The 25,567-nt window shown below is 43.4% G+C and carries 23 protein-coding genes; 10 read left to right on the top strand and 13 right to left on the bottom strand.

Going from position 1 to position 25,567, the window contains the following annotated elements:
• Nucleotides 1-34 precede the first annotated feature (34 nt).
• The 4 genes from MNR06_RS01480 to MNR06_RS01465 all read right to left on the bottom strand — a co-directional run bounded on the left by MNR06_RS01480 (nt 35) and on the right by MNR06_RS01465 (nt 5,392).
• Nucleotides 35-2,731 (bottom strand): hypothetical protein, encoded by a 2,697-nt coding sequence (locus MNR06_RS01480; RefSeq protein WP_243538148.1) that lies wholly within the window; start codon nt 2,729-2,731, stop codon nt 35-37.
• On the bottom strand, nt 2,728-4,035 hold the full coding sequence (locus tag MNR06_RS01475) for a collagen-like triple helix repeat-containing protein (protein ID WP_243538147.1): 1,308 nt from the start codon (nt 4,033-4,035) through the stop codon (nt 2,728-2,730). The genes MNR06_RS01480 and MNR06_RS01475 overlap by 4 nt, the downstream gene beginning before the upstream one ends.
• A 139-nt stretch (nt 4,036-4,174) precedes the next feature.
• Nucleotides 4,175-4,753 carry an alpha/beta hydrolase family protein gene (locus tag MNR06_RS01470; protein ID WP_243538145.1) on the bottom strand — a complete coding sequence of 193 codons (579 nt, stop codon included), beginning with the start codon at nt 4,751-4,753 and terminating at the stop codon, nt 4,175-4,177.
• Between the two features lie 93 nt (nt 4,754-4,846).
• Nucleotides 4,847-5,392: a hypothetical protein gene (locus MNR06_RS01465; protein ID WP_243538143.1), complete on the bottom strand. Its 546-nt coding sequence runs from the start codon at nt 5,390-5,392 to the stop codon at nt 4,847-4,849.
• A 306-nt stretch (nt 5,393-5,698) separates the two neighbouring features.
• Here MNR06_RS01465 and MNR06_RS01460 point away from each other — a divergent pair, with 306 nt between their 5' ends.
• The 3 genes from MNR06_RS01460 to MNR06_RS01450 all read left to right on the top strand — a co-directional run bounded on the left by MNR06_RS01460 (nt 5,699) and on the right by MNR06_RS01450 (nt 7,311).
• Nucleotides 5,699-6,109 (top strand): Fur family transcriptional regulator, encoded by a 411-nt coding sequence (locus MNR06_RS01460; protein WP_243538141.1) that lies wholly within the window; start codon nt 5,699-5,701, stop codon nt 6,107-6,109.
• A 35-nt stretch (nt 6,110-6,144) separates the two neighbouring features.
• Complete coding sequence (locus tag MNR06_RS01455) at nt 6,145-6,681, top strand: peroxiredoxin (RefSeq protein WP_243538139.1); 537 nt, start codon at nt 6,145-6,147, stop codon at nt 6,679-6,681.
• 72 nt (nt 6,682-6,753) lie between these two features.
• Complete coding sequence (locus tag MNR06_RS01450; protein WP_243538137.1) at nt 6,754-7,311, top strand: carboxymuconolactone decarboxylase family protein; 558 nt, start codon at nt 6,754-6,756, stop codon at nt 7,309-7,311.
• Nucleotides 7,312-7,454: 143 nt separating this feature from the next.
• On the opposite strand, the gene MNR06_RS01445 is transcribed toward MNR06_RS01450, so the two are convergent.
• Nucleotides 7,455-7,811 carry a VOC family protein gene (locus MNR06_RS01445; RefSeq protein WP_243538135.1) on the bottom strand — a complete coding sequence of 119 codons (357 nt, stop codon included), beginning with the start codon at nt 7,809-7,811 and terminating at the stop codon, nt 7,455-7,457.
• Between the two features lie 26 nt (nt 7,812-7,837).
• Here MNR06_RS01445 and pepN point away from each other — a divergent pair, with 26 nt between their 5' ends.
• Nucleotides 7,838-10,462 carry an aminopeptidase N gene (gene pepN, locus MNR06_RS01440; protein ID WP_243538129.1) on the top strand — a complete coding sequence of 875 codons (2,625 nt, stop codon included), beginning with the start codon at nt 7,838-7,840 and terminating at the stop codon, nt 10,460-10,462.
• A gap of 51 nt (nt 10,463-10,513) precedes the next feature.
• On the opposite strand, the gene folE is transcribed toward pepN, so the two are convergent.
• Together folE and MNR06_RS01430 are read right to left on the bottom strand one after the other, a co-directional pair.
• Complete coding sequence (gene folE, locus MNR06_RS01435; protein WP_243538127.1) at nt 10,514-11,242, bottom strand: GTP cyclohydrolase I FolE; 729 nt, start codon at nt 11,240-11,242, stop codon at nt 10,514-10,516.
• A gap of 74 nt (nt 11,243-11,316) precedes the next feature.
• Nucleotides 11,317-11,988, bottom strand: coding sequence for a PilZ domain-containing protein (locus tag MNR06_RS01430; RefSeq protein ID WP_243538125.1), 672 nt, complete (start codon nt 11,986-11,988; stop codon nt 11,317-11,319).
• Between the two features lie 81 nt (nt 11,989-12,069).
• Between MNR06_RS01430 and MNR06_RS01425 the strand changes: the two genes are divergently transcribed.
• Complete coding sequence (locus tag MNR06_RS01425) at nt 12,070-13,248, top strand: hypothetical protein (protein ID WP_243538124.1); 1,179 nt, start codon at nt 12,070-12,072, stop codon at nt 13,246-13,248.
• An 8-nt stretch (nt 13,249-13,256) separates the two neighbouring features.
• Nucleotides 13,257-13,901 (top strand): hypothetical protein, encoded by a 645-nt coding sequence (locus MNR06_RS01420; RefSeq protein ID WP_243538122.1) that lies wholly within the window; start codon nt 13,257-13,259, stop codon nt 13,899-13,901.
• Here MNR06_RS01420 and MNR06_RS01415 read toward each other — a convergent pair.
• Genes MNR06_RS01415 through MNR06_RS01395 form a run of 5 tightly spaced genes read right to left on the bottom strand, consistent with a single transcriptional unit; the run spans nt 13,898 to nt 19,396 of the window.
• Nucleotides 13,898-14,380, bottom strand: coding sequence for a YceI family protein (locus MNR06_RS01415; RefSeq protein ID WP_243538121.1), 483 nt, complete (start codon nt 14,378-14,380; stop codon nt 13,898-13,900). The two genes, MNR06_RS01420 and MNR06_RS01415, sit on opposite strands and share 4 nt — an antisense overlap.
• Nucleotides 14,381-14,413: 33 nt before the next feature.
• A complete protein-coding gene (locus MNR06_RS01410) occupies nt 14,414-15,412 on the bottom strand; it encodes a c-type cytochrome (RefSeq protein WP_243538119.1) in 999 nt (332 codons plus the stop codon).
• Between the two features lie 36 nt (nt 15,413-15,448).
• Entirely contained in the window at nt 15,449-16,150 is a 702-nt protein-coding gene (locus MNR06_RS01405) for a hypothetical protein (RefSeq protein WP_243538117.1), read from the bottom strand.
• Nucleotides 16,151-16,154: 4 nt separating this feature from the next.
• Nucleotides 16,155-17,831 carry a hypothetical protein gene (locus MNR06_RS01400; RefSeq protein WP_243538116.1) on the bottom strand — a complete coding sequence of 559 codons (1,677 nt, stop codon included), beginning with the start codon at nt 17,829-17,831 and terminating at the stop codon, nt 16,155-16,157.
• A 20-nt stretch (nt 17,832-17,851) separates the two neighbouring features.
• The gene (locus MNR06_RS01395; protein WP_243538114.1) at nt 17,852-19,396 is read right to left on the bottom strand and encodes a hypothetical protein; all 1,545 of its coding nucleotides are present in this window, start codon (nt 19,394-19,396) and stop codon (nt 17,852-17,854) included.
• A gap of 286 nt (nt 19,397-19,682) precedes the next feature.
• On the opposite strand from MNR06_RS01395, the gene MNR06_RS01390 reads away from it, so the two are divergent.
• Complete coding sequence (locus MNR06_RS01390) at nt 19,683-20,510, top strand: porin family protein (protein WP_243538112.1); 828 nt, start codon at nt 19,683-19,685, stop codon at nt 20,508-20,510.
• Between the two features lie 15 nt (nt 20,511-20,525).
• Nucleotides 20,526-22,190 carry a BNR repeat-containing protein gene (locus MNR06_RS01385; protein ID WP_243538110.1) on the top strand — a complete coding sequence of 555 codons (1,665 nt, stop codon included), beginning with the start codon at nt 20,526-20,528 and terminating at the stop codon, nt 22,188-22,190.
• Between the two features lie 57 nt (nt 22,191-22,247).
• On the opposite strand, the gene MNR06_RS01380 is transcribed toward MNR06_RS01385, so the two are convergent.
• Nucleotides 22,248-23,048: a S1 family peptidase gene (locus MNR06_RS01380; protein ID WP_243538109.1), complete on the bottom strand. Its 801-nt coding sequence runs from the start codon at nt 23,046-23,048 to the stop codon at nt 22,248-22,250.
• Between the two features lie 270 nt (nt 23,049-23,318).
• Between MNR06_RS01380 and MNR06_RS01375 the strand changes: the two genes are divergently transcribed.
• Both MNR06_RS01375 and MNR06_RS01370 read left to right on the top strand, forming a co-directional pair.
• Nucleotides 23,319-25,046 (top strand): DUF2785 domain-containing protein, encoded by a 1,728-nt coding sequence (locus tag MNR06_RS01375; protein WP_243538107.1) that lies wholly within the window; start codon nt 23,319-23,321, stop codon nt 25,044-25,046.
• The gene (locus MNR06_RS01370; RefSeq protein WP_243538106.1) at nt 25,043-25,558 is read left to right on the top strand and encodes a hypothetical protein; all 516 of its coding nucleotides are present in this window, start codon (nt 25,043-25,045) and stop codon (nt 25,556-25,558) included. Before MNR06_RS01375 ends, MNR06_RS01370 begins: the two co-directional genes overlap by 4 nt.
• The last annotated feature ends 9 nt before the right edge of the window (nt 25,559-25,567 follow it).

The following is a 25,567-nucleotide window of genomic DNA, read 5'->3' as shown; positions in this document are numbered from 1 at the left end:
AAGCCGACCTTAGCTTGATCGGCTTTCTTCATTTTTAATGAACTAAAAGTAAATCCCGAATTTGTTCGATCCGTTTTGAATCAAGGTCATGTGGATTTACTTGGGTGATCTCAGCTGCAATGGCTTGCTGTAAGCGCATCAGCCGCCCCATGGTCTCTGTATATAAAAGCTTTCCGCTTTGCACATTTTCATACGGTGGCAATTCGACCTGGAGCTTCCCTAATTTTAAATAGCAGCGCCCTTGGCTTAATACAAAATCATCTTCCTTAAGACCAAAATATTCTGGCTGCAAATAGCACGAACCACTGCGACTGGCGTTTCTAATATCTTGATGTGCCCTATAAATGATTAAGTTTTTCATCATTAATGAATTACGACGGACAAAACAGAAAGGCTCCTCATTCACACGCTCACAGCCTGTTTTTTCAATGGTTATCTTGTTAAAGTCTCGATTAAGAGAAAATAATAGCGGTTCACCAGAAAGTATCGCCTCTTGCGCGATCGCAGTTTTCGTTTTTTCTAACGCCCCCTTCAACCATCCCTGAGACCGGGCTGTCGGTAAAGGCGCTCCCCCGATAGTATCCGTTGCAAACGACATCGCAGTCTCAAGATCAGCCCAAGCTTTAAGATCCAGTGAAATAAATGGGTGAATAGCTAATAAGGTAGAAACGAACTTTTCCAAAGCCAGGGGTGCGATCAGGTCGTTTAATTTAGAAAGCTGACCTCCAGTATGTGTGGAAGACATATCGTAAATATAAAAGTTTTTTCGAAACAGCAAAGTTTTTACGTCGCGCACAGGCACGTAAAGCGCCATATCCGTCACCGACCGGTTAGCTGCTTGACTGCTCAAATAGTTTAAAGCGGGATGAAAAAGTTTTTTTTCAACTTTCAAACCTTCGCCATCCGCAATCGAATAAAAGTGACGAAGCAAAAAGGCATCGTTTGTTCCCTCGGTGAAAACCAGACTCATGCCTAACGCACATTCTTCAAAGGCCTTTTCTGAAGGTCCGCGCAACATTTTATTGATAGCCTGAAACCCTTGATTATTTTCGACCACCAATTTTCTAACGGTGCTAAAATCTTTAACTCCGGAAGCATACGCGACGGAATCATGCCCCGTTGACCCGAAAGCTAACATGCTATTACAAGCTTTAAGTCTTTGTTCATTTTGAATTGCAATAAGTTGTTTTGACACCAAAACCTCATCGCGAATATCTTCCATCAGTGCCATTTCTCTTTGATGATTTTCATCAATCATAAGAGCCAAATCACGAATCATTCCGATCGTTGCTTTTTGTAATTCTAAAGTCTGCTTTTGCATCCTTTTAATTTCTTGCAGATCTTTTTTAATTTCACCAAGATCAGCAGCAGTCTGATCACCACCCCCCAGGCCTACCGCGGAAGCCCCCACCAATGCCAAACCGGGTCCACTGGCTATAGATGCCATAGCTCCTGCAAGCCCGCCTTTTTGAAAGGCTCCGGTTACCAAATTAACAAACTCAATGCCTTCAGAAACTTTTCTTGCTGTATTGATGGCGTCTTTAATAGGCGCACCTAATTCTACGCCGACAACGGCGGCAACTTTTTCTGCCGAAGTCAAAAGGTGATCCAGCGAATTAGCAACTTGTTTGGAGCTATCAAGGAACTGATTTGCACTTTCTGTTAGTTTTACTCCCGATGTATAAATTCCCTTTAATTTTTCCCCGCGACTTTGCAGATCTTCGGCACCTTCTTCGACACCGTTTAAAAGTCCGTCGACGAAATGTTCCAAATTCTTTTTAGTCTGGGGCGACAGTCCGGGATTTCTAATGATATCGTGAGCTCCGATTTTAAGGTCCTCTTGGATACCCTCAAATGAAACCTTCATTTTGTTCCAGCTACTTTTGATCTCTTCATTATGCTTATCGATAGAATTTAACAACATTCCCAGACGCTCGATCCGTTCCTTAATTTCCTTTCCTTTTTGGTAGGATTTAATTAACGACTTTACTGAGTTGTTTTCTTTAAGGTGATTAGCTAACGCCGCCGCCACAACGGTGTATACAAGCAATCTATTTTTATCGCGATCTGGAAATTGGTACGTGGCTAATTGTTTGTCGTATTTTACAAGCACTTCATAAATTTTTTGTGCCTTTTCTTTCACATCGTCAGTAACAATGCTTTCGACTTTTTTAATAACGTCCTTTTGTCTTTCATCCCATCTCACAACCATATCTTGAGATAAGTATTTAGCATCTTCCTCAATAGCCTTATTATAAGCTGACATGATTTTTTCTAAAGCTTCCGCCTTGGCAATCGCCGCGATCTGCATCTGAATTCGCCCTGAAAAACCTCCAGTGCTTTCCATCTCTGAATAATTAAAAATCAAAGAGTTTTTTTGAAGAATGTCATCTTGCCACGCGGCCGAATTTAGCAAAATGTAACTGCGCGCCGCCGTTTTCCACTCGTCACTAAGTTCTTGGCTGACATTTCCCCAAGCGTTTTTACTTTTAATATTTCTTAAAATATTCTGTCCCAGTTCAGGGTGACGGGATTTAATTTCTTGCGCAAAAATCTCTGCCAACGCGAAATTAGGAAATGGCCCTTTTAACAATTTCTCTAGCTGAGAAAGGTCTGTTTGGGCCCTTTCCTGAACTTCAGTTTTTGGTGGTAAGTTGTTCGAGCTTTGGGAACAACCACTTGTTAATAAACTCATCGCTGTCACTAATTGGATTGATTTTTTAAAAATCATAATTCACCGGCCAAGCATTCCATTGTTTGCTGTTCATCGTTTTGCACACAGATCTTTTCTTTTTTTCCAGTCGGACCGAAGTCTCCTGCTTCACCCTCAGGACCTTGTGGTCCCGCTTTGCCACTCTTCGCTCGAGGACAGTTGTATGAGTTTCCCGGCGCCCCGCCTTTTCCTCCTTTGCCTCCAGGACTGCCTTTTCCACCAACACCACCGCTTCCAGGCCATCTTTCAACTTGGATTTTGAAATTTTCATTTTTCGAAATACGAAACTCTAGACTGCCTGAATTTCCACCGGGCTTCCCCGGATCGCCGGGATGTCCTTGCTCCCCGGGCTCACCATCATATCCATTTCCAGGGCCCTCAAGGCATCTACAGGAACCTGAACCGCTACCTTCATCGGGCTGATCGCAAGATGATGTTTCCCAATAGCCTTGCTCCCCCGGGTTTCCATCCTCGCCCGGATTTGCATTGTCATAGCCAGCCCCACCTTTTGTTCCGCGCAGGTACACCGTTAAATTTCCTTGGGCATGTTGTGTTTCCACTACTATAGTGCCACCGTCTCGCCCCTTTTCGCCGATAGCAGCCTCTGCCTTGGCAACGTCCGCCGTAAAAGTCTCTATGCGAGCCCCTGACACCACGCCACCAATGACGGTATTTTGAACTATGAATTTTTGCGTGATTAATTTGACGTTCTTTCCCTGGGTAACAAGGCGGGATTGGTTTTCCATTAGCAGAGTACCGATTCTAAACTCACCAGACTCTATTCCGAAGTCTGCAAGTGATTTCGTCCCAGCTGGTATATAAAGGTCCGGTTGAATTTGAAATTCAGTTTCTGCTAATTTTTCACCGCCGCGAAGGACGGTATATTTATAGATTTTATTTTCAATTTTACTACTTGAAGCAGTAATAGAATCCTCTAAAAGAACTTTTTTATTATTTATTGAGGCCGGTTCTTTATTGACTCTACGAACCTCTTTAGTTCGAACGTCAGTTCTATACACTTCCACTTGGTCGATCCATTTTTTTTCAATACCGATCGAGACAATGAAGATATTATGATTATCTAAATAATCAGTTTTATTACTAAGATCCGCTTTAAGATCCACTTTACGAGAAATAGTAAATCGCAGTCCATTTTCTTCGACGACTTCTTCAAACTTTTCCGGGGCATCTGGATTCTCTGGCTCGGCGGTGTGCTTTCTTTCGGTGACCGCTTTTTCTGGCGTGGAATTATTTTGGCACGCCATTGAAAAAGACAGAATAAGACTTAGGGATAAGAGCTGCAAACGTTTCGCAGAATTCATTCAAAACCTCCAACGACGAGCTTGTATGCAGCTTTTATACCGGGCTGACCGGCGCAAATCGGATGGAGGAATATCAAGAGATCCCAATGTCTGGAAAAATAGATCCTAATTCTTGGACTGAGTTAGATTTTAGATTTAATTATTCGGAAATTTCATTCCACGGGACCGGGCGACTGTTCATTGGGGAATTGCCATTTAATAAAGTTCGCACCCACAAAACGATTTCATCGACGGCGGCCTCCAGGTGTGTGTCGTCAATAACAATGGAGGGAATATCTAAATGGGAAGCGGCGTTTTGAGAATCATCAAAAGGGCCTTGCAACATCACTAGGCCTTTACAGATAGAACTACTTCTACAAACCTCGGCCATATATTCAGCACCGACACTGACCCCCACGCCTATAATGTTATCACTATCGACGGCAGGGTGATCTTGCAAATAATGAAAAGCCGCTTTTACGTCTTCAATTCTTTTTGAAGGTGATTCCCAAGGTTCTGCTTGTGTTTCGTCTTCGCTGAAATAGCGGTGATCTACCACCATGGTTACAAAGCCTTGGTCGGCGACTTCGCGAGCAATCACTTCGGTAATGCGCTGTGTGGCGCCAGTGACTGCACTTTCAAAAAGAAGTGCAGGCTGAAGGCCTGCAATAGTTTCTGAAACGAACAATTGGCCTTCTAACATGCGCCCCTGTGAAATGTAATTGACGGTGATTTGCATAGAACCCCCGTAAGACAGGATAAACTTCTAGAGCCTTTCAAACAGGGGCTTTCAAAGGTTCATGCAGGAAAACAATCTGCCTGGTGACAAAAATTAAAATTTGTCGCGGAATACCTGCATCATTCTCCGGGCGTGAAAAAGAAGGACGTTCTCTTCCCAGATACCCGGGGTTTTTACGCCATGAAATGAATCCCAGGCTTGAAGATAATCGCGTGATTTAGGACCGAGATAGGGACCAATATTTTTCACTTGCAAGTGACCATTAGAAATACTGTTGCTAAATGATTCTAAAATTCCCTGCTGAACTAAGATATGCACGTCCAAGTATTCGCTGTGCCCATCACAGAACGGATTATTCAAAGATTCATCGGCAAGCATTTGCTCAATATTTCCCATAAGCGCACGCCAATTCACTTTTTCTTGATGCTCTAAAAATACATCACCTAATTCAAACATTTGGCAAAATGCGTATCCACGCCAATTAGTGTCGTTCTTACTCTGCTTGATAAGATCAACAATGGAATCCGCTTGCTCCTCTGCGAGCACTTCGTGGATATATTCCACCACTTCCTGATTAAGCGCTTTAATCGGACTTAGTGGCTTGATTACTTCATTTAATTCATCGTTTGAGTCGCCCATGCTTTACCCTTTTTAACGTTGATCATGGCAAAGGGTGAGCCATCCGAGTTCCGACCTCAAAGAGGATTAAATTCATTTTGAGCTTTTTCAGTATTTAAAATCGGAGCCTATTCTTAGAACCTGGATTTACGCTACCGAGTGAAAATCATCCCTAACCCATTGATTTCTCATGATTTTGCTAGATATCAAAATTCCCTCTTGACCTATTCCAAGTTTAGAACTATTCTAATTTTAGAACTGATACAACATCTAGCGTTATCCGTCAGGGAACCTTAGAACAATCATGTTTAACCGAATGGGAAATGAATGAAGCACTGCTTATCTACAGCTGAAATTGAAGGACGTTTGCAAGCCGCAGGTGTGCAGCCGACTTTACAACGGATTGCTATTTGCAAATTTGTGCTTTGTGAAGCTGACCACCCTAGTGCCGATGATGTGAAAGAATGGGCAGAACATAACCTTGGCAAAATCAGCCAGGCCACTGTCTATAACACTTTAAACACTTTAGTGGACGCCGGGATTTTAAAAGAATTCCGCTTCAACCATTCGGACAAAGTGATCTATGACTGCAACACCCACGATCACTTTCATTTTGTGGATGAAAACACCGGCAAGATTTACGACATCAACCCGGAAGACGTTCAATTGAACATCTCTATCCCGAAGAAATTTAAAATTAAAGATGTGAAGTTAATTTTTAAAGGCGAAGTTAAATAATTAAATTTAAAACCACCAAACAAGGAGTACATTAAATGTTAACTATCGGTGATAAATTCCCAGAGTTTAAATTGCAAGCTTGCGTTTCTATCGAAAAAGGCAAAGAGTTCGCAGAAGTTGCGAATAAAGATGCCAAAGGTTCATGGGCAGTCTATTTCTTCTGGCCATTGGATTTCACTTTCGTATGCCCTACTGAAATCGCTGAGTTCAACAAAGAATTCAAAAATTTCCAAGCTCGTGAAACAAAACTTTTTGGGGTTTCTGCTGATTCTCACTTCGTGCACTTAGCATGGAGAAACAATCACGACGACCTTAGAGATTTGAAATTCCCAATGCTAGCTGACTACAAAAAAGAATTAGCTGCTCAATTGGGTGTTCTTCATAAACAAGATCACATGCCATTGCGTGCAACTTTCATCGTAGATCCAGATGGTATCATCCGTTGGGTTTCTGTTAATGACCTTTCAGTAGGCCGTAACGTAAAAGAAGTTGTTAGAACTTTGGATGCTCTTCAAACTGACGAACTTTGCCCATGCAACTGGGAAAAAGGTCAAGCGACTTTGACTGTTTAATCAGTTAGTTCAACAGAAGGCGGGATATCTCCATCCTGCCTTCGCTTGAAATAATCGACCAAGGAGTACGTAATGATTTCCGAAAAAGTTGATGCTTATCTAGAAAAAGAATTCCCAGAAATGACTTCAACGATCTTCCGCGACTTATCGTTGAACCTAAAAAAGGTTTTGGAAGACAGCCCGCTTGAACCGCAAGAGCGTTTCATGAACTTGCTTTCCATCGCTGTTGCTTTAGAAAATAAGGCTTTGGTGGATTTATCAAAGTCAGTTCTGACTGAGCTAGGAACTGCTCCAGAACTTATGCAAGAAGCCGCAGAAATTGCTGGTATCATGGGTATGAATAATACTTACTACAAATTCAAATCGTTCTTGCCACCAGAATTGGCACAAGCTGATTACCAACGTGCGGGCTTGCGCATGAATTCACTAGCAAAATCTTTGAATTCAAAAAAAGATTTCGAAATGATGGCGTTATCTGTTTCTATCGTGAATGCCTGCCCGGTTTGCGTAGTAAGCCATGAAAAAGCAGTTAGAACTCATGATGTTTCAAACGACAAAGTTCATGACTTGGCAAGATTAGCTGCCACAGCAAAAGGTTTAACGACGCTGAAAAAAGCGATCACTCTTTAAGATTGCGCAAAACAGAAGTGGTCAAAAGTAGTCAGCTGCAAGGCGGAAGCCTCTTCCCGCAGCGCAGGTGTGGCAGCGCCACATCGGAGCGAGGACAAGAGGTTTCCAACGCAGTCAGATGGCTGCTTTTCACCACTTCCCTCTTAGTATTCAGTGAGTTCGATCGAATGGCCATCAGGATCAAGCACGATGGCTTTCTTCCCGTCAGGCATTTCAGTTGGGTCTAAAATACACATGGCTCCTGGAATCTTTGTCAATTCCTCAACTGTTCCTGTTAGATCTGTAATTTTAAAGCCCAACTGCAAGCTTGGAATCTTCGAGCGCAGAGGATTGTTCGTAGAATACAGTGAGAACTCAACACCATTGTGAGTCGCACGAAACACTTCGGTCCCTTTATCCACTTTTGACGCTGTAAATTGAAAGCCGATTAATCGGTAAAAACCCAGCATCGGTTCTAGCTGCGGTGTTGTTATTGTGATAGAAGTGATAAGCAAACTCATTGATTTATTATCTGAATCGAGGCTTTATGAAACAAGAGAAAATTTATTTAAGAGACTACAAAGCTCCATCTTTTTCCGTAGAATCCATAAACCTCGACTTCAACCTCAATGAGGACTTTTGTCGAGTTATCGCTAAAAGCAATATAACGAAGAAAGAAGCCGCGGAGCTTCGTTTAAATGGCGAAGAACTAAAGCTAGTTTCAATCAAGATCAACGATAAGGTTTTAACTAGCCAAGATTATCAAATCACCGGCGAAGAACTTATCATTCCCCAAGTTCCAGAAAAATTTATTTTAGAAATCGAAACTGAACTTGAGCCACAAAAGAACACGTCACTTGAAGGTCTTTATAAGTCCAACGGGATTTTCTGTACTCAATGTGAAGCCCAAGGTTTTAGAAAAATCACTTACTTCTTTGACCGTCCTGACATTATGACTTCTTATTCTGTGACAATCGAAGCTGATAAGAAGAAATATCCAGTCCTTCTTTCTAACGGTGATCGCGTTCGTATTGATGACTTAGGCAATGGACGTCACAAAGCTTTTTGGAGTGATCCACACAAGAAACCTTGTTACCTTTTTGCTTTGGTTGCTGGTGACCTTGGCGTGATTCGCGATAACTTCGTTACGAAATCTGGCAGAAAAGTAAATCTTGAAGTCTACGCGGCACACGGCAAACAAGAACGCTGCTGGCATGCAATGGATTCATTGAAAAAATCCATGAAGTGGGATGAAGATACTTTCAATCTTGAATACGACCTTAACGACTACATGATCGTGGCTATTGATGATTTCAATGCTGGCGCCATGGAAAATAAAGGTCTAAACGTTTTCAACTCGCGCCTGGTGCTAGCTGATTCTAACTCTGCAACTGACGTAGACTTCCATGCGATTGAATCAGTTGTAGCCCACGAATACTTCCATAACTGGACAGGTAACAGAGTCACTTTGCGTGACTGGTTCCAACTTTCACTTAAAGAAGGTTTAACTGTTTTCCGTGATCAAGAATTCTCTGCCGACATGACTGATCGTGGGGTGCAAAGAATTGAAGACGTTGACGCCCTTCGCGTGGGGCAATTTGCTGAAGACGCAGGTCCTAACGCTCACCCCGTTCGTCCCGAGTCATGCATGGCTGTTGATAATTTCTTTACCATGACGATCTATGAAAAAGGATCTGAAGTGATTCGCATGATGCAAACGATTGTGGGCCGTAAAGGTTTCCGCAAAGGCATGGATGAATACTTTAAACGTCATGATGGCCAGGCTGTGACGACGGATGATTTCGCGGCGGCGATCTCAGAGCCTAACGGCAAAGACTTCACTCAGTTCAAACGTTGGTATCATCAATCAGGCACACCGGTCGTAAATGTTAACGAAAGCTATGATTCTTCCAAGAGCGAATACACCCTGACATTAGAACAGCACTGCCCGCCCACCCCGAACCAACCAACAAAAGAGCCCTTCCATTTACCATTGATGATGGAGCTTTTGAGCAAAAACGGTCAGGAATTAAAGTTAGAATGCGATAAGATTGAAACGAATTCTGACGGTAAACATCTTATTGAGCTGAAAGAGGCCAAAGAAACTTACGTCTTTAAAAATCTTAACGAGCGTCCGGTACTTTCTATCTTGCGCCAATTTTCTGCACCTGTGAATTTAAAATGGCAGGCTTCCCAAGATGATCTTTATTTCCTTATGGAAAAGGATACGGATTCTTTCAACCGTCGCGAAATGGCGCAAAAAATCGGTTTAGGGGTCCTTCGTCAACTTATCGACCAAGCTCGCAACAAAAAAGACTTAGTGATTGATCAACGCTATTTAGCTGCGATGAGCGCTATCATCCGTGACGAAAAAATGGACCATGGCTTTAAAGCAAAAATGTTACAACTTCCAAGCCATTCCGTTTTAGCGCAAGAAGAAGCCGTTTTAGACACGGAATCTTTCCATACAGCGCGCACGACTTTGAAAAAAGCGATCGCTAAAGAAAACCGCCAACAACTTTTAGAGATTTATCAAAAGTTCCATGGTGTTGAACCTAAAAGCCGCGATACTAAAGCTTTTGGCCATCGTTCCTTGAAAAACAGTGCCCTTAGCTATCTAGCAGAACTGCACGATCCAGAAGTATTAGAAGTAGTGAACAAACAGTATTGGGGCGCACAAAACATGACAGACCGTATGACAGCAATGATGATTCTTGCTGACTCGGAATCTGTTCATCGTGATAAAGCACTTCATAACTTCTATGAAGAGTGGAAAAACGACGCGGTCGTGATGAATAAGTGGTTCACAGCCCAAGCAACGACAAGCCGGAAGCAAACTTTGGAAGATGTGAAAACATTGACGAAGCATCCCGCATTTAACATCACGAATCCTAACAACGTTTATTCGTTGTTAAGAGCTTTTGGTGCAAACCTTGTGCGCTTCCATGATCCAAAAACCGATGCTTACGAGTTTTATGCTGATAAGATCATCGAAGTCGATGCAAAGAACCCACAAGTGGCTGCCCGCCTGTGTTCAGCTTTTAACTTCGTGCAAAAGCTTGAGCCTGCGATGAAAGAAAAGGCGCTAAAACAAATCCGCCGCATGGTTGGAATTGAAGCCCTCTCTAAAAATTCAAGGGAGCTTCTTCAGTCAGCTTTAGCGGAGTCATAAGCTACAAAGATATCTAAAAACTAAAAAGCCGGATTTTAAATCCGGCTTTTTTTATTTGGTCTTAATCTGTTGAAGGAATTCTTCTCTGGTTTCTTGGCGGGATTTAAAATGGCCTCTGAGATCCGCCGTTGATGTGGTACTGCCTGTGTCTTCAATTCCGCGCATAACTACGCAATAGTGTTTAGCATTGATATGAACTGCGACGTGCTCAGTACCTAAGATATATTGCAAGCAATCCGCGATCTGCTTAGTGAGACGTTCCTGCACCTGGGGACGACGTGCAAAATATTGCACAATGCGGTTGATCTTTGAAAGTCCGATCACCTTCTGATTCGGGATATAAGCCACCGTAGCAAAACCATCAATTGGCAAGAAATGGTGTTCACAAAAAGAAAGGCAGCTGATGCTTTGAACGACGATCATTTGATCGTAATTCATTTTATTTTCAATCACTGTCATCTTAGGGAACTTTTTCGCATCAAGACCTGCGAATACTTCGTTAACGTACATCTTAGCTACGCGGCGAGGAGTATCACCTAAGCTGTCATCTGTAAGATCAAGACCAAGAACTTCCATGATTTCTGTGAATTTTTCGGTGATTTTTTCGATCTTTTCTTCGTTACTTAGACCGTTATGAATCATGGGTGTTGGACGAACATTGTCCAGAATTTGCTTCACCAACACGGCTGTCTCATGGGCATGAACGCCAGGCTCAATCGATTGCTTTTTGCTGGTTTTCAAAGTCGTTTTCTTAGTGGTTTTTTTAGGTGCTTTTGCCATTATGTGTTCCTAACAAAGATGCCTTGTCTATACTCTGATTCCAGCTTCCACGAAAGTGAAAAGAACTTTTTAGATTAGACTTTTTGTAAATTTTGGGCAGAAAGCCACTGACGAATCATCTCTTTATCACCGGCCGAAGTGTCCTCGAAATGAACGCGGACTTGGCCTGGTTTCGAGTCAATAATTCGGGCCCAACACTGGATGTCGTTAATTTCGCTGAACTGCAATGGAATTTTATCGCCCACTTTGAAGGTAGCACCTTCTGGTGTGGCAATTTTAGCCCCGGTATACGAAAGATCTAGAGTTTGAGTTTCAACGCCATCTAGAACAACAGACATGGAAAGAGCAAAACGTTCCCCTGTTGGCGCAAACCAATTTTGGCGACGATCTAAGTAAGGATATCTGAAAAAGTAAGAAACAGTGCCCACGATAAATAACACAAGTAAGCAGTCCAATAGTTTAGCCGAACTGACAATAGGGTCTGCAGACTCTAAATCGTGAAACAAACTAAAACCGGTAGAAAGAACAAAAAGGCAGCATAAAGCAATGCCCACCAGCCAAGATAGCTTATGGCGAATCATCAAACTGATTCCTGCTCCGGCAATCATCACCCAACTGATCCATGAAAATATCTGCGTTCCAGTTCTTTGCATCATCATGATGTCTAAAACAGGAGTTGCGATTAATACTGCAGCGGCCATTTGCACGGCCCGTGGTCGTTCCAATGTTGATGATTTTGGTTCCATAGCCAACTTATCGGTAAACACTGCGGTCAGGTGAAGATTTTTATTGATTCTAAGCTTCGCTCCAATAGAATTTGTCTCATTGTGATACAGCTTAAAATTCGCCACTGTTTATTTGCTTTATTTTCGTTTCTTTTTATCAGCCAAGCCCAGGCCTACCCTGACTTTATTGGCTATAGTTATTCATCCTGCATCACCTGCCATTACAATGGTCTTGGGGGCGGTGCTTTGAATGACTACGGACGGGCTTTGTTCGCGACAGAAATCACCGCCAGAGACATCTTCCCTGACCGTAGAGAAGAAGAAGAAATCGCGGCGATGTCGGGATTTTTAGGTAAAAAGAAACTGCCATGGTGGATTCGTCCCGGTCTTAAATATCGTGGATTATGGTTGCGAAGATCCCCTGACAACACCCCAGCGTCTTCAACCTATATGTATTTCGAAATGCAGAATGATATAAATTTAAATCTTTTTGCGGATAAAAAACAAAAATACAGTTTAATCACCACAGCTTCTTATACGGGAAAAGAAAGCCATCTGGATCGCTCTAATCCTCAATACACATGGTTTGCTAAGGAATTTTACCTTCGTTATCAGCAAAATAAAAACCTGTGGCTGTATGTTGGTTTAATGGACAAAGTCTACGGAATCAGGCACCCCGATCACACGGCTTTCAATCGTAAAGATATAACTTTAGGTCAACACGACCAATCGCAAGGTGTGGTGGTGCATTTCACTTACCCGACTTGGGATATTGCTGTGAATGCATTCATCGGAAACCAAGCAAATCTTGAAGAAAAAAAGCAAAAAGGTTTTTCTGCAGCTGGCGAATACCAAATGTATGAAAATTACAAAGTGGGGGCATCGTTTCTTACTTCGCAAAGCGAAATGGAAAAATGGAATCTTTTGGGTGTGACTTCCCGCATGGGGCTTTCAAAGGGTTCGGCCATTCTTGCTGAATTCGGATTAAAAGAAAAAACCAATCTGACGGACGATAGTGATGCACAACTTGGCACCTATGCTTGGGTTGAAAGCTTAATTTCACTAAGACGTGGTTATAACTTGTTATCGACTCTTGAACATAAGAAAGACGACATCAATAAATCCTCTAATGAAACTATGAAATGGAGTTTCGGAGCACTGATGTTTCCGCTTCCACGTTTAGAGGTTAGAACCATGTTCACGAATACGAAGTTCTTTCAGGCCACTAATGGTAAGGCCGATGATTGGACGCTTCATGGACAAGTTCATATTTCTTATTAAGGACCTAAATGAAAAAGAAATTATTACTTTTAACCCTAGTCCTTCTTTCCTTTAGAACAGGCTACGCCCAAGAGGAATCGTCAGAGGACGCGGCTGAAATGTCTGCCGAGGCTCAAGACGCACCTGCCTCTGAAGAGCGCGCCTATAAAACACAAACAGTGAACTCCCTGATTCTTTCCTCAATTCAATGGAACGACACCTTAAAACTTCAGCAGGGTGTGACGCTTGGTAAGGCCCCAGTGAATTACAATGGCCTGATCATCGGCGTGCAACGAGATATATTATACCGTCACTGGGGATGGAGTATTGGTGCCTTCGTTGGCTCTGGAAGAGCGAACAGTGGCGAAGATCCGCAAACAATTGAATATCAAGAAGACAAAGTCCCCTTCACTGTTTACGGTCTTTCACCACGGGTTTTCTATCGTCATTCCGGAAGAATCAGCTTAGGTGTTACAGGAATGGGATTTATGAAAAACGTCAGTTGGCCCAATGAAGATTCAACTTTAAGCATCGATGATGGGCGCAAATTAAATATGACGGCTTTATTTGATATTAACTTACGATTGTTTCCACGCTGGGATTTCTATTCAGGGATTGGCCCCTTAGCTGAAGGGGCCACGCTTTGGAAAATCGGGCTTAATTTCCGTTTTTAGGGTTTTACTGGGACGGAGACATTCAAAGTGACTTCGTCCTCAACTCCGACACCCATGTAGTTGATATCTTCGATACCGAAATCAGATAAAGTTAATTTAAATTTCGCTTTTAGAGTTTTGCCATCGACTTTGTAAACACCGGCGATGTCTTTTTCAATTCCTCTGATTTTAATCTTACCAGTTCCTTTACCACCCTTTCCTGTAGCAGAAACAAGGACAGCGTCTGGGAACTTGTCAGTACCTAAGTGTTTTTGTGTATGCTTATCTCTAAGCTCAACACCGGTTTTAAGACCTTTTAAATTCACCACGATATTAGATGCTGAAACACTGTCACCGTTGACAACGGCTTCACCTTTAACGTCTGATGTTTTCGCTTTAAAATCCCCCATCGGATTTAAAACCACGTCGACAACCACGCTCTGAGCCAATGCTGTGTATGAAAAACTCATAGATAGAAGCAAAGCTGCAAAAAATTTCATTTAATAATCCCCCTCGATCAATTGATTATTTTGTTATTGAATGCTTGAAATCCAGTCAGAAATCGCCTGAGCTTCGGAAGCAGAGACACTTCCGCTTGTAGGCATGTTACGTGGTCCAGGACCTACTGTAGCGCCACTCAGACGATAATAAAGTTTAGAAGTTGCAGGACTTCCAGCAACTACGAGTCCATTTTGCATGGCTTTACTTTCAGTTAAGTTTCTGAAGTCACCATTGCTTGAACTGCTGTGACAGCTTAAACATTTAGCATCGATGATGGCCTTAGCCGCAACAAACAGAGGATTTACTTCCTCTTCATCTTTAGTAGTGCCACCACCAATAAGGCTTGGATCAAACACCACATTCGCAATCGTGTTATTATCCGCGATATAACGAGACATCACATTTAATTCAGGATTCGTCAAAGCACCTGTATCGTATCCACCGTAAACGACATATTCATAAACTTGGCCATTAGCAGGTGCCGTGGTTAGACTTTTTGCGACATAAGAAAAATCAGTCGGAGTTCCTGTCTTTTGAACCGTCGCGGATTGTACGATACCGTTGACGACTAAAGAAATGTCCTCTGCATCCACGCCGAAAGTAGCAGCGATGACCATCTTATCACCGCTTGTTGGAACATTGGCTTCGACATACGAAGAATCTGTAGCCGTGCTTACGTGAACGGCGCGAATTTTTCCGTCGGCAATATTGATGTACCCTTCATCTAAGTTGGCACCGGAATCAAGTGAAATAATTTTACCGGTTACAGAACGATCCGCAGCGACGACCACGGACCACTGACGTGCTAAGAATGGAGTGACGTTAACAAAGGTTGGATTTGAAGGCTTTGACCACATTCCAATGTCATCTGATTCTAAAAGTTTCGGAAGAGTCGTTGCATCTAACGATTCGCGGGATTCTAAAAGGCCTTGTTCGTAAAGAACTTGATCTTGCAACGCAAAGTCACTGCAGTTTTGGAAAGCCAAAACCATGACTAACATAGCACCACCCACGATCAAATTTTTCTTCATCCCCAAACTCATTTATTTCCCCCGAAACCCCTGCTGCTATTGTAACTGCCACCCTGGTGATTCGCAAACTTGGAGTGCTAAAGCTCGCCATCTTTCTAGAGGCGTCTCATTTTTAAGCGCCAGTGTCCTGTCCAAATCAAGCAGTGAATTCACCACAGCTTCAGGTGCTTCATCGCCACGATAAAAAAGACCATAGACCTGTTTCACCGTGTCTGCCGTCGGAGCAGCACCCCGGTTTCTTAGTTTTTGAAGGATGGCGTTGACGCCTTCATCCATTCCTAAGATGTTTTCGCAAAATTGAATACGGAACGATTCGCGAACGGTGTTGGCGTCTGTTTTTGCCGGCAAATTAGAGTTAGAAATATCACCACCGCAGTCACGACCCGTATAAGAGCTATAAGGATTGCAACCTAGACCATACTGCGCCCCGCGAGTCATGATCCATTGATGAATAAGGCCTTCTAAATTCGGAACTGGACCCGTGCTTGTGGTGAAGATTTCACGCATTAAAGCCGCGACGTAATTTTTATTCACGACCTGGATCTTCTGAACTGGCAGTTCCACCGGTTTTGCTGATGGATGATTTTCATCTGACGACTGCGAACTTTGACTTAATCCCAAGGAAGCTTGTTCAGAAACCTCAAACTGCGCCATCTCGCCACAGTTTTGATAGGCTTGGGTTAGCAAAGCGCCACACAATAACAAGGTAAAGATTTTGGTTCTTGAATGATTCTTCACTTCATCACCCCACAATCTTCGCTGTTTTTAAAACTTTAAGACCGCCATTTAATTGCACTAATGGCGCTGCCAAATTTTCATAAGGATTGTGTGGAACTCTTAAGACAGCAGCGACTGTTGAAGCCGCCATTGTTGGTGATGGCATTCCTTTTTGATTGTAACCATCAATCGGCGCCCCAATACCTTGAGTCCCAGTGTAGCCTCCACCGTGACCACCGCGTTGGATGTTACCAACTACGAATGGACCATTTGTGATGGCACCTGAATACACGCTTGTAACCATTTGATTAAAACCGTGATCAGAGCCCGTTCCATTACTACGGCCCGAACGATCGAATTCAGAAATAATTTGCACGACTGTTTCAGACCACAGATCCGAACCGTTTCTTTGCGTCGCTTTTAACTGATCGATTAATTCTAAAAGACCCGCTGCGATGGCTCTGTAATAGGCTGTACACAGCAACACACCTGGGATTGCACCTGTTTCGTGCATGTCCTTGACCGCGTTGAACATGCGAACGCCACCGCCCACTTCTTTTAACGTGATGTTATCTAAATCACCCACTTGCAAATTTAAAGAAGTCACTAGGCCTTCTTTTAAAACGTATTCGGCCATTGCCAAGCCTTCGCTTAAGGCACCTGGGCAAGTCATGGATTTTGTAGCATCGCGCATGTCAAAATCACTGCTTACTGTAAGACCACGGTTTCCGTCAGTCACATGCACGCGCCATAAATTGCCCTGATCAGAAATCAAAGGAACATCATTAATACCTACCAAGCCTTGTTGGCGCATGCTGTTTTCAATAATTGATTTATATCGTGCAACAGCAGGCCCCCAGAAAGAATCTAGGTTGCCAGAGCCTTTTTTCATAAGCTCTACAGCGTTGCTTAAATTTTTGCCGACGATCACGTTACCAGCAAAGTCACTTTGCGCATAAGCACGCAATCGCGCTTGCGCCAAATCAAAAGCTTCACGGTTACGATCCGCAAGACTGCGACCTTTAACACGACCGCCCTGCGGCCCACCAAAACCCTCAAGCAAGGCATGGGGTCCACTGACTTTATTAAGTGCTTTGCCTTTAGTAGAACTGTAATTACCGAAAGCACCACGGTCAGGAAATTCAACAGCTTCGAATGTTTTTGTTGAATAGTCAGCAGCTAAACCAGCCACCGAAGAAACACCGCCCACCGGCGCTTGCTGAATTGTGGCGTTAAACGGATGGCCATCAAATCCAGAGCCATAACCGCGGATCACAAGCATATTGTTTAAAAGATCTCTTAAAGGACGTTGTCCCCCATTGCGGTGAAACACAGAATGGGAAAACATATGTGGAACTAAAACGCCGTTGTAATTAAATGTCGCGTTTTCAACGCCGATCACTCTGCCGCCAGAAGATACAAACTTATTTGTGATCATTGGATTAAAATCCAATGTAGGATCACTTGAGTTCGTGCGCATCCAGTGGTCAAAGGTGTAGCGCATCGGACCACCAGCCATCAGGATGTTAATGTAGTTTCTAGCACCCACGTTACCACTAGCTTCCGCTTGCGCTTCGCTAATGAAACCGCTGCTTAAAACATTTAAAAGACGCTCGATGGGTGTAGGCACTAATGCCGCTGCACCGGCGATAGCACCAGTGGCGATAAATCCCCTACGAGTAAAATTATTTCCGTCCCCCATTGTGGCCCCCAAAAACTTGTTTAATTGCCTCTAAAATTCACGTTGCGGTAGTACTCTGATGCCATAATTCTTTTCACAAGCTGACGAACAGATTGTGATGTACGAAGCTCTTCCCCAAGAGATTCGACAAACTTACGGTCCTCTTTTGCAACTTCAGAGAGTTTTAAATTCAATTCTGCATTATTCGGATTCGTGCGATCGTAAAGAGCTACTTGAATACCTGTTAGATGTTCAAAGTAACGTTTCGCCGCACAATAATAATAGTCCGGAGTATCAGCCATCGCAGCACCCAGGCCCGCAATGTTCGGCACTTGTCTATCAATCAAAGCACCCGTCATAGATCTAAAGAACAATCTGCCTGAAGGAGTTTGACGATGGAAGTTCGCTACGGGTTCTGATGGCCATCCTGCCACTGAGGCGATTTCAGGACGATAACTAGTTAAATGCAATGCTGTCTTAGAGTGGGTTCTTGCTCCGCGATCTAATGCCGCAAAGTCAGAGTTACCAACAACCACATTGCGAGCAGTGTAAGCCATTGGATCTAAAGTAGCGTGACACATTACACAGCTAGCACCATTTCTGAAAGGTGTCGAAGAGTTGCCAACGACATATTGGCGCACATCAGATTCCCTTAATGACGGAAGATCCTGACACAAGAACGTGTTCATGTTGGTTTGGGCCCATCGACGGGGAACTTTGGTTGTACCATTGGCTTCAACACCCCGGCCGTGGCCATAGTTCAACATCAAATAAATCGGCGTGCCTAGCACACCACCGCCATGGGTCGCGAATAAATTAAAGTTAAAATTCAAACCTGGTTGGTCATTACCTCTTTTATCACCACCGAGTGGTTGTAACGAAAGGTTTGGAATCATCACGGACTCTGTTTTCAGACGAATACCAACAAGTTCCCCCACTTCAATTTTTGGAAGCGTGATGAACATAGCTTGAGTGGTGTCTGAGTTTCCGTCATACCCCTGAGTGTAGGCTCTGAAATTAAAAAGGTTTTGATCAAGCCCGGCATTATTTCCCGCGATGCGACGGCCTGGGAAAGAGACGTTCCAACCAATCATATTTCTGACGGTTTGGTTTTCTTGCCTGTGGGCGTGCATACCTTGATTTAACGTCAGCACATCACTGTATCGGGAACCACGGGCAAACACCGCACGGGTCACTGCTAATGCAGGCTCTGTAGTGTCATAGATGTCCATAGTTCCGCGGGACATCTCTTCGTTATATTCTTGAATTTGTTCAACCGAGTTTGTTGGGAACCAGCTGCGGTGAAACTCATAAAAGTTGTTTAAAACAGCTCGGGCTTCAGAGTCGCCGCTGTTAACAAGCATTCCTGAGGCTTGTAAATCCGCTTTATCTAAAAGCCCATTACATGCATCAAGAGCTTTAATCTTTCCAGCCTTAATTTCTGTCATCGTAGCGTGATTTAACGGAACAGGCTTGCCCGTTAAGTGCGAATAGCAGCGATTAAAAAGTGCCGCCTCTGACATTGGTTGCGCCAATGCAGGTGCTACTACTAATAAAAGCAGTAAAGAACTATAGAAATTTGACACGGCCATTCCCCCATAGAATAAACGCGCGAACACTGATAGTGTATCGGACTTCTACGGAAAAACTCGACCCGCCTTCTCAACTTGAGACGGAGTTCTTCAAAATTCTTGCTGAGTTAACCTTACTACCGGCTCGCATCCCATCTCTTTTTGGGATACGGCGGGCTAGCCCGTGACGGTTAAAGGGGCTAGCAAAGGGTAATGTTTGAGGGCGCTCGTCCGCTGAAGCCTTGGCGAAGGCGGAAAGGAGGAGCTTGAGTTTCAAAATGAATCTGTCGATAATAACCTTATGAAAATCCTCATTGCAGCTTTGCTTGTTACATCAGTGGTGTCCCCGGCTTTTGCCATTCGGGCTTTAACTATTAAAAACGATCGCGTTTTAGTCGACCTTGAAGGCGAAAGCGTCAATGTCGGCGATAAATTAGGTGCAAGAAGTTCTGACGGAAAAGCGCGCGCTATCCTTGAAATCAAACAAATCAAAGAAGGCCGTGCTGTTGCTGCTATCTTAAAAGGTAAGATGCAACAGGAATACACCTTATCCAAAGTGGGAGCACGTGCTGGTGGCAGTGCAGGTTCAAGTGCAGGTGGTGTGGCTCCTGGTAAATCCTGGGGTGTCATAGGTGGTTATGCTATGAACAGCATGAGCTCTAAAATTTCTAACACGACTATTTCAGTTTCAGGTTCTAGCTTTAATCTTTCTGGCATTTATCAAATGCCCCTTCCTGATCTTGGACAAAAAGTAAGTGCTCGGATTCTTGGTGGTTATGAAACGTTCCAAGCCGCGGGATCTGACAGTGGCACCAATCGCACCGTGGACATTTCATATCTGGGCGTGCAAGGCTTGTTGCGCTACAGTTTTTATCAAAACCCCAAATTGAATGTTTGGGCTGGCGGCGGATTGGGCTTTCTTTTTGCGATTGCTAAAAGCAGTACGAACTTTTTAGATGAAAGCAAGATCAGCACAAATCAAACATTAATTGGTTCTATTGGTGTTGATTATAATTTGAATTCTAGAAACTTTATACCGGTGCAGTTTGATTATGCGATCTATCCTGATAGCAGCACGTCTTCGGCTAGACAAATGATCCTTCGCGCGGGTTACGGTTTTAACTTTTAATTTTTTAAAGGCCCAATGAAAAAGCTCACCCTGTTTGCATTGGGCTTAACGGCTCTGGTTGTGATTGTGAAAACGGTGTCTTCAAAAACGCCGGGGACTTCTTCTTTTTCATCTAGCGAATCTTCGCGCATCTATGCACCGATTCAACTTCCGGCGTTCAGCGCTGAAAGTTTAACAGGAATCAAAACTTCACAAGATGCTCTTAAACTTATTGCCGATTCCCACGAACGCGCGGTGTTTGGCTGGAATCCGGCTTTCCCAGTTTATATTCCTGCCTTTGATAGTACAAACGCACCTTACTTAAGAAAACATCTGCGCAGTCAATTAACGGACCTTGAAAATGGATTTGTTAAGTTCGATGGCAGTCAGTGGGTGGATTTACCGTTAAGCGCAGCAGCCCTTCAGCAAGAATTTTCTGACACTCCAATTGAAGATTTAAAGCGTAACAATCGTCAGGATATTTTGTGGGATCCGAAGATGGCCGTCTTTGATAAGGACAACGTTCTTTATACGGCACTTCGTGTGAAAGATAAGAACCCATTCTTGCGGCACTATGCTTTGATGTATTCCCGCGATGGTGGATCCACTTGGAAAACCAAAAAGCTATTATCATCAGACAACCTTCCGCAGTGGTATGATCTGGAAAGACCTTATTCCCACGCCCCTCTGCAGGGACCGCCTGCTTTTATTTATTATAAAATAGTTGCTAAGGTTCCTGGTTATGAAAAAGGTTTTCAAGACTGGCAGGGAACTTTCGGTGAATTGGTGCTTCAGACTTCGCACTTCAACAAACAAGCCGACCTTGTCCTAGATACTCCAATTACTATCAGCCATACCGCTCAGCCCATCGGCTATCGCAGCGGTTCTGCGGTTAAGATCCTGCGTTCAGGAAATAAATATTTCGTCGTGTGGCTTGAAGCGACTTTGAACCACCCGTTAGAAAAAAATGAACAGGGCCGCCCTACCAATATAGTTCCTGATAAAGATGGCAATCCCTATTCAGGTATCTGGATTGCTGAATATGACCTCGTTAAAAAATCTTTAAGTAAAAAAGAGATTTTAAGAACCTGGCCTGTGAACGACAGCCACAATCAACCAGGCATCGTGCGCACCAGCCACGGGCACTTGCATGTGGTGGGTGGATCCCATGGTGGACACTTCACCTCTACATCTTCGCTAAAGTCTGATTCTATTTCTGACTGGACGCCGGAACAGTATGTGAACATGACTGATAGCGGTTATGCAGCGACTTATAATATTCCTGGCGTCCCCGGTGGAAGCCAAACCTATGTTTCTTTGATCGTCGACAGTAAAGATCAACTGCATCTTGCCTATCGCTTGTGGGCTCAAGACAGGACGATTCATGACAAAGAATACTTTGGCGCCTTGGCCTATCAAACAGCAACGGTTGCTGAAGGAAAGAATCAAGGTTGGAGTACACCCAAGATCCTGGTTTATCCGAATGCCCATGACTACAGTCACTACTATCAAGTGCTTGCGATTGATCGCAAAGACACCTTGTATCTTGAATACAGTCAGCTAAGACCCTGGGTACCGTACTTTATGAAGTTTGCAAATCAAGGAAATCAGGAAGTCTTCAACACCTCACCGATGCAGAATTCAGCGATCTTAAAATCCACGGACCAAGGCAAATCCTGGTACCTTGTTGATCATTTCTAAACAAAAAAAGCCGAGTTTAATCCCGGCTTTTTCGTATGAACATGTTTTAAGAATTAATTAATTCAAAATGTCAGCATTCTTAGAAATCCAATCAGCGTGAGCATCAACACGAGTGAAGATAGAAAGAATAAAGCAATCTGGAGTCAATGGGATTGGCAATGAATCACCACGGCTAGCAACACCTAGTAGGTGCAATTTACCGTTGATTTCTAGGTAAGCTGGGCCACCAGAATCACCGCTGCAGATCCCTTTACGAAGAGATTGATCAAGCATGATTTCCGTAGAACCATAAAGAGATTTTTTAACTTTAAGTTCAGTCGTACGTAAAACGCCTGCCCCTTTTTTTACACCCCACGCCCAGTTTAAACCGAAACCTGCAACGTGAACTTTAGTGCCTTTTTGAACTTGAGAGAAGTTGCCAAGTAATGGAGCTGGAACAAAACCTGCTGGAGTAGTACCTTCATAAGAAACTAAAGCGATGTCGTAAGTATCTTCGCCGCGCTCTGGGTTGTATTTTTCGTGAACAATGGCGTCGTCACTTTTACGGATCAATGCAGAGTCTGGGTTATTTTTAAGATCTTTCCCAAAGTAAACAATAAGTTTGTTTGAGTTTGGAGTGATACAATGAGCCGCTGTTAAAACCAAGTTTGGACCAATCAACGTACCAGTGCAAAGAGAACCACTGCCACTATCATAAAGACCTACTGTAGAAGCTGCGATTTTAGAACCAGAAGCAACAAGGTCACCGCCTATGACACCCGCTTGGTCACCAGACAACTCTACTTGAGAAGCATTTTGTTCGCTACAAGCTGTTAACATCGCTGTAGCAATCAGAAGTACCGATAATTTTTTAAGCATGGGATCTCCTTTTATTCATCGCGAACTTCTATCAAAATTCTTTTCTAAAATGGAAACTAAATCCGACTTTAAAAGTTTTTTCCCGAGTGTTTAATTTTTAGGTATTTTGTCCCCGAGCTTAGGGAACTGACGATGAGGGGCATCTGTCTGAATTTTTGACACTAGCAGAATTCTCATACGCAATTTGATTTGATTTGACCCCAATAACGTTTGGACTTGGCTTTGCATTAAGGGCTGCGGATAGATAGCACCCTAATGCCGAGGTAAGAAATGGTACGTAGGTTCCAAAGCTCAAAAATTTTGCTGCCCTTGTTGATTTCATTGCAAGCCCTTAACGCCGCTGCCATGGATACGAACCCGCAATTGCCGGTAAAACATCTATTGAACAAAGCCGTTCAAATTCAAGTAAGTCCCCGTGGGATGAAATTCTTTGACACCCGCCTTTCTGAAATTCTTGGCAATCTGGGTGTGAACTTAGACGAAGGCTATTTCCCCGCGATGAAATACACTTTTGATAAATCTATTAATCCTGACGACTTCAAAGAAAAGCATTCTGAAGAAGTAAAAATGTACGAACAAGTTCGTAACCTATTAACTAAATGGCTTGTGGGTTTTTCATTAAATAATCATCGCCCGGCTATTGAAGTTGGTGAGTCTGGCTATGTGGCCCATTTTACTCGCTTCGGTATTGTGACTGATGATGACTTGATGTCGAAATTAGGCAAGCGCGATGGGGCAATTTTAGCTATTGAACTTGAGGTCAATCAACTTACGATCTCTACAAGTTCAGTGATTGCCTGGGATGCAGATAATGAATTCCTGGGTAAGGCCGGTTTTGAAGACATGTCCTTATCTGCTGGCAGCACAGAAACCCCTTTAAAGCTTCGTCTTCCGTTTTATATCCGCATGAACGCAACTGGAGGACTTGATTTCGAAGCTTTAGAAGTCGCTAACAATTTGGATTCCATTCCTCTATCACTTTCTTACCAGAAGTTAGTAGTCCCAACTTTCGCGGTGGAAGTGAATGGTAAAAAGTTTTATTTGAATAATGAAGAGATCGATAAACTTTTTAGAGCACAAGCTCCAGCCATTCTGGAAGCCGTTCGCGCAAATCTTGGCGAGTTTACGCGAAAACAACTGCCTGAAATGCTGAACCAAAAAGCCCGAGAGTTTTTAAAAGGGCCGATTGAACAAGTTCAAGACATGGTTCCCCCAGGCAAAGAAGTGACGGATCTGCGCCCGAACTTTAAGTGGGGCTTACAGCTCCAAAACATCAATCTGAAAAAGTCTTTAAATATCGACTTAACTGGATACGTTGAAGACAGCTTAAATCCTATTAGCAACCCGATTCCTTCAAGTGGCTCCCGTGGTGCGATGTCCTTTGATGCTGTAGCACCGGAAAATTTCGACATCGCTTTAAGCTTGGATCGCGCTTTAATCAATCGCGTGATGCAACTATCATTTGAAAGAAAGAACTTTGAAAAGATCAAACAGACCGATGGTACCGTTTTGAAACTAGTTTCTGCGCCGCTGATGGATTATGTAAAAACTCCGGCTGGTGTCGCTTTGAAACCACAAGAGACTTTCGTCAAACTTCATGTGGCCGTAGAAAACCAACCGGGCTCAATGTTCTTAAAAGATACTGTGATTTTAAAATTCGATATTATTGCAAAACTCCGTCAGTTGAGCGATAAGAGCGGCATGCAGCTCGCCCTGCACACTATTGACACCAATAGTATGACCATGGACGAAAAATATCTTTCCTTAGCGGGACGACTGGTAAAAGGAAAAGTATACGACGGTGTTCGCAAGGAACTTGCGAAGAAGAGCGAGAAATGGAAGTACGGGAATGAAGTTATTCCAGGAAGTCTTCCGCTGCCACCACAGATTTTAGGAATTAAATTAGATATTAATCGCGTACTCATGAGCCCCACTGGACACTTAGTGATGTACTTAGATTACGCAAAAACTGCAGCGCAAACAGGAGCGACAAAATGAAGTCACTTAAACTTATCATCATCAATGCCCTTACTTTGATTGTTGGTTTAGGCTTGATGACAGGAAGCTTTTCTGATCGCAGTGCTGAAGCAGCACGCTTTGAAACAATCCCTTCTTTGCAAGTCAATAAGCTTGGCAACTTGCGCGGTCAGTATCTGACAGTTCTTTACGCTGTCGGTTCCCGCCCGTTCATCTCGATGGATTCTACGCAGATCTCTATCACCCAAGTGAAAGAATCTCGCACCGTAGCTATCACTGCAGACTCTATGAAGTTACCAGCGGTGCAAGTTGAAAAAGAAGGCTTCCGTCCGTCTTACAACATCATCGTTTTTGTCGTGTCGCCACAACCGAACTATTCTTGGGTGAATGCGGATGGTTCTGTACCGCAAGGTATGGTAGCGACTTCGAACCGCTTAAGCTCTTTGATCAACGCGATCAATAAAGCGGACGTCGATAGCTTTGTAACTGCTCAAGGTGATACTTCGATTCTTCAAGTGAATCTTGCGAATTAATTTTTTAAA

Origin of the sequence: Bdellovibrio reynosensis, assembly GCF_022814725.1 — a bacterium.
Classification (GTDB): domain Bacteria; phylum Bdellovibrionota; class Bdellovibrionia; order Bdellovibrionales; family Bdellovibrionaceae; genus Bdellovibrio; species Bdellovibrio reynosensis.
The sequence above is the reverse complement of the archived record's forward strand: the minus strand, read 5'-3'. Positions and strand labels throughout refer to the sequence as shown.

What these genes read in the sequence shown, in the direction of transcription:
- MNR06_RS01480 (WP_243538148.1), bottom strand. Translation starts at nt 2,731, where the DNA reads ATGATTTTTAAAAAATCAATCCAATTAGTGACAGCGATGAGTTTATTA.
- MNR06_RS01475 (WP_243538147.1), bottom strand. Translation starts at nt 4,035, where the DNA reads ATGAATTCTGCGAAACGTTTGCAGCTCTTATCCCTAAGTCTTATTCTG.
- MNR06_RS01470 (WP_243538145.1), bottom strand. Translation starts at nt 4,753, where the DNA reads ATGCAAATCACCGTCAATTACATTTCACAGGGGCGCATGTTAGAAGGC.
- MNR06_RS01465 (WP_243538143.1), bottom strand. Translation starts at nt 5,392, where the DNA reads ATGGGCGACTCAAACGATGAATTAAATGAAGTAATCAAGCCACTAAGT.
- MNR06_RS01460 (WP_243538141.1), top strand. Translation starts at nt 5,699, where the DNA reads ATGAAGCACTGCTTATCTACAGCTGAAATTGAAGGACGTTTGCAAGCC.
- MNR06_RS01455 (WP_243538139.1), top strand. Translation starts at nt 6,145, where the DNA reads ATGTTAACTATCGGTGATAAATTCCCAGAGTTTAAATTGCAAGCTTGC.
- MNR06_RS01450 (WP_243538137.1), top strand. Translation starts at nt 6,754, where the DNA reads ATGATTTCCGAAAAAGTTGATGCTTATCTAGAAAAAGAATTCCCAGAA.
- MNR06_RS01445 (WP_243538135.1), bottom strand. Translation starts at nt 7,811, where the DNA reads ATGAGTTTGCTTATCACTTCTATCACAATAACAACACCGCAGCTAGAA.
- pepN (WP_243538129.1), top strand. Translation starts at nt 7,838, where the DNA reads ATGAAACAAGAGAAAATTTATTTAAGAGACTACAAAGCTCCATCTTTT.
- folE (WP_243538127.1), bottom strand. Translation starts at nt 11,242, where the DNA reads ATGGCAAAAGCACCTAAAAAAACCACTAAGAAAACGACTTTGAAAACC.
- MNR06_RS01430 (WP_243538125.1), bottom strand. Translation starts at nt 11,988, where the DNA reads ATGGAACCAAAATCATCAACATTGGAACGACCACGGGCCGTGCAAATG.
- MNR06_RS01420 (WP_243538122.1), top strand. Translation starts at nt 13,257, where the DNA reads ATGAAAAAGAAATTATTACTTTTAACCCTAGTCCTTCTTTCCTTTAGA.
- MNR06_RS01415 (WP_243538121.1), bottom strand. Translation starts at nt 14,380, where the DNA reads ATGAAATTTTTTGCAGCTTTGCTTCTATCTATGAGTTTTTCATACACA.
- MNR06_RS01410 (WP_243538119.1), bottom strand. Translation starts at nt 15,412, where the DNA reads ATGAAGAAAAATTTGATCGTGGGTGGTGCTATGTTAGTCATGGTTTTG.
- MNR06_RS01400 (WP_243538116.1), bottom strand. Translation starts at nt 17,831, where the DNA reads ATGGGGGACGGAAATAATTTTACTCGTAGGGGATTTATCGCCACTGGT.
- MNR06_RS01390 (WP_243538112.1), top strand. Translation starts at nt 19,683, where the DNA reads ATGAAAATCCTCATTGCAGCTTTGCTTGTTACATCAGTGGTGTCCCCG.
- MNR06_RS01385 (WP_243538110.1), top strand. Translation starts at nt 20,526, where the DNA reads ATGAAAAAGCTCACCCTGTTTGCATTGGGCTTAACGGCTCTGGTTGTG.
- MNR06_RS01380 (WP_243538109.1), bottom strand. Translation starts at nt 23,048, where the DNA reads ATGCTTAAAAAATTATCGGTACTTCTGATTGCTACAGCGATGTTAACA.
- MNR06_RS01375 (WP_243538107.1), top strand. Translation starts at nt 23,319, where the DNA reads ATGGTACGTAGGTTCCAAAGCTCAAAAATTTTGCTGCCCTTGTTGATT.
- MNR06_RS01370 (WP_243538106.1), top strand. Translation starts at nt 25,043, where the DNA reads ATGAAGTCACTTAAACTTATCATCATCAATGCCCTTACTTTGATTGTT.